The sequence below is a fragment of the Mesorhizobium intechi genome, from assembly GCF_002879535.1.
Taxonomy (GTDB): Bacteria; Pseudomonadota; Alphaproteobacteria; order Rhizobiales; family Rhizobiaceae; genus Mesorhizobium; species Mesorhizobium intechi.
This window is the reverse complement of record NZ_PNOT02000310.1, coordinates 1-6,747: the sequence shown is the minus strand read 5'-3', so window position 1 is coordinate 6,747 and position 6,747 is coordinate 1. Positions and strand designations below refer to the sequence as shown.

General features: G+C 59.7%; 9 protein-coding genes. 5 read left to right on the top strand and 4 right to left on the bottom strand.

What is annotated here, in order from left to right; all coding sequences use genetic code 11:
* Positions 1 to 2: 2 nt before the first annotated feature.
* From C1D09_RS26480 to C1D09_RS26470, 3 genes are all read left to right on the top strand, one after another.
* Positions 3 to 1,187, top strand: coding sequence for a TadE/TadG family type IV pilus assembly protein (locus C1D09_RS26480; protein WP_143977010.1), 1,185 nt, complete (start codon positions 3 to 5; stop codon positions 1,185 to 1,187).
* A 272-nt stretch (positions 1,188 to 1,459) separates the two neighbouring features.
* Entirely contained in the window at positions 1,460 to 1,612 is a 153-nt protein-coding gene (locus C1D09_RS33890; RefSeq protein ID WP_246135885.1) for a hypothetical protein, read from the top strand.
* A gap of 157 nt (positions 1,613 to 1,769) precedes the next feature.
* Positions 1,770 to 2,123 (top strand): TadE family protein, encoded by a 354-nt coding sequence (locus C1D09_RS26470; RefSeq protein ID WP_246135884.1) that lies wholly within the window; start codon positions 1,770 to 1,772, stop codon positions 2,121 to 2,123.
* Positions 2,124 to 2,153: 30 nt separating this feature from the next.
* On the opposite strand, the gene C1D09_RS26465 is transcribed toward C1D09_RS26470, so the two are convergent.
* Positions 2,154 to 2,690: a DnaJ domain-containing protein gene (locus C1D09_RS26465; protein WP_143977009.1), complete on the bottom strand. Its 537-nt coding sequence runs from the start codon at positions 2,688 to 2,690 to the stop codon at positions 2,154 to 2,156.
* A 1,203-nt stretch (positions 2,691 to 3,893) separates the two neighbouring features.
* Here C1D09_RS26465 and C1D09_RS26460 point away from each other — a divergent pair.
* Positions 3,894 to 4,265 (top strand): YybH family protein, encoded by a 372-nt coding sequence (locus tag C1D09_RS26460; protein WP_246135883.1) that lies wholly within the window; start codon positions 3,894 to 3,896, stop codon positions 4,263 to 4,265.
* A 701-nt stretch (positions 4,266 to 4,966) separates the two neighbouring features.
* Here the strand turns inward: C1D09_RS26460 and C1D09_RS26455 are convergent.
* Positions 4,967 to 5,275: a hypothetical protein gene (locus C1D09_RS26455; RefSeq protein ID WP_143977007.1), complete on the bottom strand. Its 309-nt coding sequence runs from the start codon at positions 5,273 to 5,275 to the stop codon at positions 4,967 to 4,969.
* 73 nt (positions 5,276 to 5,348) lie between these two features.
* Between C1D09_RS26455 and C1D09_RS26450 the strand changes: the two genes are divergently transcribed.
* Positions 5,349 to 5,555: a DUF768 domain-containing protein gene (locus tag C1D09_RS26450; RefSeq protein WP_143977006.1), complete on the top strand. Its 207-nt coding sequence runs from the start codon at positions 5,349 to 5,351 to the stop codon at positions 5,553 to 5,555.
* A gap of 213 nt (positions 5,556 to 5,768) precedes the next feature.
* Here the strand turns inward: C1D09_RS26450 and C1D09_RS26445 are convergent, their stop codons facing one another.
* Entirely contained in the window at positions 5,769 to 6,206 is a 438-nt protein-coding gene (locus C1D09_RS26445; RefSeq protein ID WP_143977005.1) for a pyridoxamine 5'-phosphate oxidase family protein, read from the bottom strand.
* A gap of 147 nt (positions 6,207 to 6,353) precedes the next feature.
* Positions 6,354 to 6,747 (bottom strand): hypothetical protein (locus C1D09_RS33525; protein ID WP_208760431.1); only part of this gene is annotated, 394 nt, incomplete at its 5' end.

Genomic DNA, 6,747 nt, shown 5'->3' with positions numbered 1-6,747 from the left:
GTATACGCCGGAGCACGCGGGCGAATGTTGCCACCATCTTCGCCCTCAGCCTGCCGATCGTCGTCGGCGCGGCCGGCTTTGGCGTGGAGACCTCCTACTGGTACTACAACAGCCTGAGACTACAGGCGACGGCCGATGCCGCGGCCTATGCCGGCGCGCTCGAACAGATCTCGGGTTCCGACAAGCCGACGATCATCGGGGCCGCGACGCAGTCGGCAGCGACGAACGGGCTAGGCTCGGGCACGATCGTCGTCAACACGCCACCGGCGTCCGGACCGAATACGGGGAAGAAGGCTGTCGAGGTCATCGTCGCCCAGAACCTCAACCGGATGTTCACCTCGATCTTCACGCAGGGTCAGGTGCCCGAGCAGGCGAGGGCGGTGGCGCTGATCACCAACGCTTCAAAGGCCTGCATGCTGGCGCTCGATCCATCCGCTTCGCAGGCGGCGCTGTTCTCAGGCAACACCACCGTGAAGGTCATCGGCTGCTCGGTGATGTCCAACTCGATTGCTTCGGACGCCATCAAGCTGCAGGGCTCGGCGGGCCTGCAGGCTGACTGCCTGATATCGGGGGGTGGTGTCTCGCTCAGCAATCCCGTGACGACCGTCTGCGCGGCGCCCATCACCCAGGCTCTGCCGGCCGCCGATCCATTCGCGGACCTGCCCGCTCCCGTGGCTTCGAACCCCTGCCAGAACGCAAACAAATCCACCCTTGGCCCCGGTACTTATTGCAACGGGCTCAGCCTCAGCGGCACCGTCACGCTGCAGCCCGGCGTCTATGTCATCCAGAGTGGCGATTTCAAAGTTAATGCGAATGCCAATGTCTCCGGTGACGGCGTCACCATCTACCTCGCCGGCGGTTCGCGCGTCTCGATGAACGGCAACGCCACCGTCTCCCTGAGTGCGCCGACGTCCGGCACCTATTCCGGCGTTCTGATGTATGGCGACAGAACGAGCACCGGCGGGCAGAGCACCTTCAACGGCACGGCGAGCTCGCTGCTGACAGGCGCACTGTATTTCCCCAAGCAGCAGGTGAATTATCTCGGGAATTTTTCCGGCAAGAATGGGTGTACCCAAGTGGTTGCGGACCTGATCCAATGGTCCGGCAATTCAACCATCAACCAGGATTGCACGAGCCTGGGGATGCGCGACATTCCGGCGACGCAGTCCGTCGCGCTGGTCGAGTAGGCGCCCGTGGAGCGCCGATCAAAACCGATCCTTGGCGACGATACGGGTGTTGCAGCGGTCGAGTTCGCGATGGTCCTGCCTTTCCTGTGCGCGGCGCTGCTCGGTATCATCGACGGCTGGTCCTATGTGACGAGCTCCCTGTCGATGCGCGCCGGTGTGAAGACCGCCGCGAACCTGATCATGGAAGGATCGACCAATGATACGGCGACGCAGGCGGTTGCCATTTCGAGCTGGGAGAAACGGCCGGCCGACGGCCAGGTCGCGGGACGACCGTGGTCGACGCCTCCACTCTGTGCAGCGGGCCAAAGGTGCCGTCAGTCTATGTTCAGATACAGGCATCGGCCACCTGGACGCCGCCCTTCACCTTCGGCGTCTTCTCGGCTTCCAGCGCCATCGGCCATCTGGAGGTGATCCGTGTTCGCTAGGGCGTCTCAACGCTTCGCGCAAATGGCGAAACGCCCTAGCTCCTTGTTCTGCCGCGATTCCCAAGCGAATGCGCTGCGCGCTTTTCCCGGTTCACGCTTTTCCTCGACTTGCGCCAGAGGAAGCGCCTTCCGGCGAGATCGATCGGGCGGGTCCGGGTTGGAGTTCGCGCTGATCGCTCCGTTCCTCGTCATACTGCTGTTCGGGATCTTTGCCTTGGGCTGGTCGATGCATTCGGTGTCCAGCGTGCGCTATACACTGGAGACATCGTCGCGCTCGCTGCAGCTTCAGAACACGCTGACCCAGGCCGACATCCAATCGATCGCCACGCAGAAACTGCAGGCCTTGGGTTTGAAGGATGTGAACGTGACGATCGCCATCGACCCGGCAAGCGGCGGTTTCCGCATGGCACATCTGACCGCTACCTATGCCTTCGTCGTCGATTTTCCTTACCTCGACACCTTTCCGATCAACTACGCCACAACCGTCACCGTGCCGCTGGTCGGCGGCTAATCATACGGCGCTGACGCGACCTTCCGCGTTTCAGCCGGCATGGTCCAGCAGTCTTATTGTGGTGTCACGGCGATGTTCGGAATTGGCACGGTCGATGCCTTCCACGGTGATCGCGTAGGTTCCATTCTCGATCCTTCCAATCCAGCCTTTGGCTTTCAGGTACCAGAGATGAAACTCAAGATGTTCTCGTGGACAGCCGGACAAACGTTCGATTTCTGTATCGCCAATGCCGGGATTGTTTATGTCTTGCCGGCGTTTGACGTAGAGCAGCGAGAGCAATTTCGCTTGAATGGCGACATCGCGTTCGATGGTTGTGTTGTTGCTGGCTTCCCCAACCAACTCCGTTCGCAGATTCAAATGGTCTTTGTGCTGGATGTCGTACCGCGCGCGCTTCACAGGATCCTTGAGCACATTGTGGGCTTCCAGGATTTCGCTGAACCGTGATTCATCGCCGGTGTCCTGATTGTCCGGATGGTAGCGCATGGCAAAATAGCGGAATACCCGTTCTATCGTTTCCGAGTTGGCGTTCGGGCTGATTTCCAGGAGTTCGTAGTAATCAACGAACAAGATGATGCCCCCACAACTTCGCTATAGCGCACACCGTCGAGAGCATGACTGCTGAAGGCAAGGAACGACAGTCCTCAACTTGCGCCTTGGATCGGCGCGAACCGAAGTTGGTCGACAGAATCCGCGCGTGACATTGCAATCAGCCGCGCAACGTCCAAGGCGGCCAGAATGATGAAAACAGCCGTGAGGTTGAGCAAGGCGGGTGCTGCAAAAATGCTCCCGCTCGGATCACAGCAGCTCAGTTCCATGGCGCTCTACCCCTTCAGCGACCTGATGGTTTGGATAATGATCCGGCTCTATGAGGAACACAAGTGTTTGCTAATAAGATGGTTGATGCGGTTGTTCCGGGACTCAAGGCAAGGGCGGCTGAGATATTCGGCGAATAGAGGGTTCACTGCACGAAAGTCCGATACGGCAACCCTACCGAAAGTTGCCGCCTCGAGCGCGAGCGGGACAAGGAGGCGGCGCTACGGCGATGCCGCTGCCGCGCAGGAGCGCATTGGCCGCTCTGGCGCGCGGGCGCCCGAGCGGGCCGGACGATGCGGCCGCGCAACTTGCGGCGACCGGTCCTTCTGTCCCGTAATGGATCAATTGTCGGTGGCACAACAATTGCATTGTCAGCAAAGCCGGCTGTTGGGTCCGGCAATCGGGGCGAGGTTGGGGCAGGCCTCGCCGCTTCGCAAATGGAGCGGCGAGGTTTCTGCGTTAAGCAGATTGCAGGGTGTAGCCAGAGACACAGAGACTGGCCATGGGCGGGCGCCAGGACGCTCGGGAGAGCGCCAGAGGGAAACGCGCGCTGGTTATGCCAACTAGGCAGCTTAACGCCTCACCTAAGGATAAAGTACAGCGGAACGAGTATCGAGAATGCCGCGATAGCGGTCAGAAAGATGTTTGTGGTCATGAGCCCCCGCTCGGAATTTCACGACCATCTCATATTCAATTCGCCAAAAATGCAAATGGACTCGCGGCCGCCCATTCATTGACAGGACCGGCGCGGCCGCCCGCGGCTGTGTAGGCCAACAGGCGTCCGAGGTTCCACGGCAGTGCGGCCCGGCACCCTATAGATTGGGATGTGAATAGGACGCCGGGCCTAACCGACTGGCTGTTTTGTGAGCAATAGCGACGCCGGCTGGTCAATATATGTGCTCATGCTAATGTAATTGCAGCATACAAATGAAGGAGCAGCCTTGCCGGGAGGAAATGATGTCGATCCGCGACGAACTGCAGGAGCTGTGGGACAACTACGTTGCGGCCTATCGGGCCGGGGATGCCGCCGGTTGCGCGGCGGTATTCACCTCTGACGCGGGATTGCATTCCCCCTATGCGCCGCCGGCTCGCGGCCGCGCGGCAATCGAGGCGCTGCATGGCGTCTGGACCCAACACGCCACCCCCGACAAGATACTAGCGATAATAGAGGCGGGGGCATCCGGGCAACTGGCACGGTCTCTCGCTGCCTATTCGGAGGGTGAGGCGACCGGAAACGGAACTTCACTCAGCGTTTTTGAGCAACAGGCTGCTGGCGGAGGCTGGCTGATCCGCATGTGCAGCCTCAACAGCACCGATGCCGGCCAATGAACGACAAGCCGGGCTACATCGTCAGCGTCTTCGAGGTTCGGTGAGGACGGAAAGCGTATTTACAGTGCGCTTGCGGCGGCGGACGGAAAGACACCCGTTAATCGGCGCAAGCGGCAGCGCCGCCTCATGCTCATAGCTGGAGCGTCAGTGGCCGCGGTTGGGAGCGCCTTGGTCTACCTGGTCGGCGCTGGCTAACGCTGGAACATTCATCGCCGGATGAAGTTCTGAATCGGCCTTGGTTTTAATCCCCGTGGGCCAAGGCCGGAGGCTGCCTCTATCAGCTTCCACAGCCCGCCTGGGATGGGGGCAAAACTGTCTGGGGCGGGCTTCGTTCAACCTTGCCGATAAGCCGGGACTTAACGCGTGGAGCGTCTGGGCAAGGGCTGGAAAGCGGCACGCTTCCTTGCGGCCACAGCGAGCCGCCAGGACGCGAATGGGCGGCGCGGCGGTTATAGACAACGGCGGCGGAGAACAAGCGGCGGCGTGGCCCTTCTGACAGTGGAACATTAGAGCGTTCTAAACGGTTCTATCTTGGTCGGTTTTCCAAAGGGTAGAGCAATGTCCGTACTAGCGTTTGATTTCGTCTACTTCTCCGGACTGACAGGGGACGACCTCTTAGGCGGGGTCATCTCGCTATTGGCGTGTTGTGTGCTCTACAACGTCATGTCTGAGGACCGCCCAAATCGGTAGGAACCTCATCCTTACCTCGGTTTGTCGACGAATGGCCTTTTACGCTTCGGCGGCACATGGCTGGTGACGAGCCGCACAGCACTCTGTTTGACCGTGATGCCCAGATCCTTGCCGCCGACCGTGACGGTATCCTCGTCGACGCGAAGCACTTCACCGGTTAGCTCGATCTTCTGCCCGCTGCTTATATGCGGTGTGCTGTCAACGATCGAGTGCGGCTCACCGTAGGAAGGGATAAGAACGCTCACGCGGTCTTCCGTGACCCGCTTGCGCACGGTTGCAGTGACCGCGACGGTATCGCCGACGTTGATGCCATGGCCCATGCCAACGATTCTGGTGTGGCCGGCGACCGCGTCAAGTAGCGGAACCTAATATAAGCTCTGAGCTTATCGCGTCATGAGCACACGCGGAATCAACTTCCTGGAGCGATGGCTGGCCAACAACATCCCTGAGACGACGAAGGCAGATGTCATTTCCGTTGACGAACTGACGCACAAACTGATCGCCGATGCGAAGGCGTTAGGGATCAAGCGCGGCGAAATCGACGAGGAGGTGGACAGCCTCTATCGCACGATCCTCGACGCGATTGTCAACCTCGAATAAGCGGGGCATCCCTGCTAGCGCTTAGAACCCGGCGCTCCTCCCGATACGAACTGGACGCTGCCAGGTCCAACGAGATAGACCGTCTTCCCCGGCCGTCTAGGCTTAGGCCCCTTCTTGACACGATCCCGCACAGTCTAAGCCTGTTGCTGGCCTCGCCGCTGAAAGCCGCAGGGTGCGGAATTTGGCCCGGCTGCTCAGGTGGCCGGGCTGCCCCTATTTTGCAAGCGAGTCGCCGGCCAGCTCAAAAACGATCGGCTCGCCCCTGAAATCGGAATAGCGAATCCATTGAGGCGAAATCGTAAACAGTTTTGCTCCTTGCTTTAGAAACTCTGCTTCAAGCGGACAGTTGGCAACGTGAACATCTTGCAACCGCCGTAACTCGTGTGCCTCTGCAGGTCTGGCCAGCCCCTCGATTTGAACCGTGACGTTTTCGTCCCAGCCGATCACTACGGCGACCCGGCCGTCTCGTGTGATGTTTGTCAGCTTCCGACTTCCGGGAAAACTGTCGAAAACAATGTTGAGGTCGTCGCCCAGCGTCACCTGTATGATGGCTGCCTCTGGAGACCCATCCGGATGGACCGTGCTGATAGCCCCAAGCTTATGTCGAGCCAGAAAATCCCGAACAAGTTGCCGTCGCTCGTCCCCATGCATTGACGTGTCCCTCCTCGGGCGCGGATGGCCGCGACTTTATCACTGGCACTCAATCGGTCTTACCTGGACACGGCCCGCTGCCTCACGGTGGCGGGCCCTTTTCATTGGGTAAGCAAACCGAAATCAGTCATCGTGCAATCGGAAAGTTCAGCGAGCCCGTCGCGTAGCCAACATTGTAGCCACCAAAACCGTTCTTCGCGCGATATTCCATGAGCACGGTGCGGTGTTCGCTCTTGCCTGGCTCAGATGTCTTTGTCGTTGAGTGCTGGAAGAATCGAGATCGGGCCCCATGCCGTACTTCTCCCTTAGAAGTCCCCGCGCATTCTCGAAATCAGGTTGCTCTATATCACCGCGTGCTCGCATGGCGGCGAGCTCGGCCATTGCCTTGCTGAAATTGGTGTCTTCCCCCGCGGCGCCCGATCCCCCGATCCCATGCCAGTTTATTAGGGTTTTCTTATTTGGCCAAGGCGCTGTGGCGAAGCGCTCCAAAGCGAGTGTTCGCCGAAATCCGCCGGCGTTTATTCGCGCGATATTCGACGAC